At 32.1% G+C, this 2,246-nt stretch carries 2 protein-coding genes and 1 pseudogene; all 3 read right to left on the bottom strand.

The window, feature by feature from the left end; all coding sequences use genetic code 11:
• Positions 1–187: 187 nt before the first annotated feature.
• The gene (locus EIY84_RS11645) at positions 188–934 is read right to left on the bottom strand and encodes a hypothetical protein (protein ID WP_124643366.1); all 747 of its coding nucleotides are present in this window, start codon (positions 932–934) and stop codon (positions 188–190) included.
• A gap of 42 nt (positions 935–976) precedes the next feature.
• Positions 977–1,273, bottom strand: a complete 297-nt coding sequence (locus EIY84_RS11925; RefSeq protein ID WP_241154791.1) for a hypothetical protein — start codon at positions 1,271–1,273, stop codon at positions 977–979.
• 54 nt (positions 1,274–1,327) lie between these two features.
• Positions 1,328–1,846, bottom strand: a pseudogene (locus EIY84_RS11985) (CPBP family glutamic-type intramembrane protease); the annotation flags it as partial.
• Positions 1,847–2,246: the final 400 nt, after the last annotated feature.

Below are 2,246 nucleotides of genomic sequence, written 5' to 3'. Positions count from 1 at the left end.
ACGCTTGGATAGATAGCTTTAAAGCGCTATTAATACGATATGAAACTAAAGAAAAACATTGGAGGGATTTTCATCTGCTCGCATTCTGTTGTATTTTGATTAGGAAACATTAAACAAGTTCATTGAATTGACAGTAATAAAATTTATAGTCGCAGTTTAAAATATTACAGTTGCGGTTGCCTGAATATTATTCGCTCTTTACTACTTTGAATTCTATTCCGCTGACTTGTTTGTATTGCGGACTGGTTGCACCGAAAATGCTTTTAACATACTGCTTCACTTCTTTGGCGGTTTGAATAATGCCTGTCATTGGATTGTAAAGCGTTTGGTTTCTTTCAATCATTGCGTTGCTGTAGGAAGTATAGGCGTTAATCAGTTCCGTATTTTTGGTTTGGAGTTCTGCGAGTTTGTCTTTTAGAGAATCTACCTTTAAATTGTTTTCATTAGGGGCGTAAACTGGATTCTGTTCCAAAATTTCAATGGCATTTGCGAAATGGTCAATTAATCTGTCATACGATTGTTGAGAGGTGGAAATAGTTTTTGCAGTTTCGGGAGTTGTTAAGGAATTTGCAGTTGTTTCAGGTTTTTTCGCACCTGAATTTGAACCCTGTAATTTTTTGTTTATGGATTTCAAATTGTTCTGCGCCAAAGCATCTGCACCCGAAACAGCAAATGCGTTCACTATTTTTGTGGAAAGCGGTTTGAGGTCTTTGAATGCATTCCGTCTCTCGTTGATGGCATTGTCAAAATTTGTTTTCTGTGTTTTGGAAGCGTTCAGTTTCTCCTGCGCTGTTTGATACAATGCTTTAAGTTGTGGAATTTTCAAACTCTCTTTTGTCGGGTTGTAAGTTGCTCCGTAACCTTCGCAAAAGGAAATAAGATCCTGGAAATTTGCGATGTTTTTTGCATGTCCTGTTTCTGATGTGGAAGCCATAATTTTATTGTGTTTTTGGTTAATTGTTGAAACAAATATAATTTATTTATTCTCAACATTTTCTATTAAATTATGGTTTATTAGGAATTTTTTTACTTGCTTAAGTTCTATCTTGTGGTTGTTGAGATTTTCAATTGTGAAATTGTAACGGTAGTATTTTAGACTGTCATTTACTTGGAAATCTATTTCCTTAGGATTAAATATTTTTATTAATTGAGAAATAGTTATTCTTTTCGCTTCTACCTTATCACTGGTATAGATTATTTTTGTTTTTCCTAATACTGGTGTTTTTTTCCATTCAAATTTAATTTCATTCGTGATAATGGAATTTTGTTTCATTTCTGGAAATTGTATTAAAAAAACTAATGGAATGATTATAGACGCATTTATAAAAAAATGGAGAACCATTGACCATATTAAACTGTAATTAATGGTAATCCAGATTAATATTAAGGCAATACTGAACTGGAAAAATACGGGAATAAATGAGAAAATATTTGTGAAATCAGATAATTTGTAGTGTATGAGAGCAAATAAGAGTGAATTCAGAAAGTAAAGAGGGTTTGTATTAAATGTTTTCCTTTTCCTGTAAATAAAAAAAGTTGTGATTAGTATCAGAAAGAGATAATAATTTTGCGTTACAAGAATCATAGCTACCACCCCAATATAAAAACAAAAAATATAATTTTTTTTAATAATAAAGATACCTCTGAAAATCAATTCTTCTAAAACGGGTGCCAACAACAATGTAAAAACAATGATTAATAAAATATTATCAAAATCTCCAAATATGTCCCGGGTTTTAGTGAGATTTGGAAAATAAGATGATATAATTGTATATACAATTAGAGTACAGGAAAAAATTCCTGCACCCCAATATAATAAATGATTTTCTTTTTTTGATTTAAGCATATTAGTTTATCTACATCCGACATTACATGATGAACTAAACCATCCGCTTGAATATTCTGCATAAGGTTTTGATCCTTGCGGGCAGTTTTTTGGCATTGATGCAGTACAATCATTTTGAGTTCCGCCTGAAGATGTAGAAACAGCAATTACAGTTACTACAGCTACAACAGCTCGAACAATTGGTACAATAGGAAACTTACTGGCTGAGTTGATTTGATAACCATCTAAATTAGAAAATTTTAGACCGTTGCTAGTTTCTACATCAAAAATAGTTTTTGAGTTCCGCCTGAAGATGTAGAAACAGCAATTACAGTTACTACAGCTACAACAGCTCGAACAATTGGTACAATAGGAAACTTACTGGCTGAGTTGATTTGATAACCATCTAAATTAGAAAATT

This window comes from Amniculibacterium aquaticum (assembly GCF_003852705.1).
Lineage (GTDB): Bacteria > Bacteroidota > Bacteroidia > Flavobacteriales > Weeksellaceae > Amniculibacterium > Amniculibacterium aquaticum.
The sequence above is the reverse complement of the archived record's forward strand: the minus strand, read 5'-3'. Positions and strand labels throughout refer to the sequence as shown.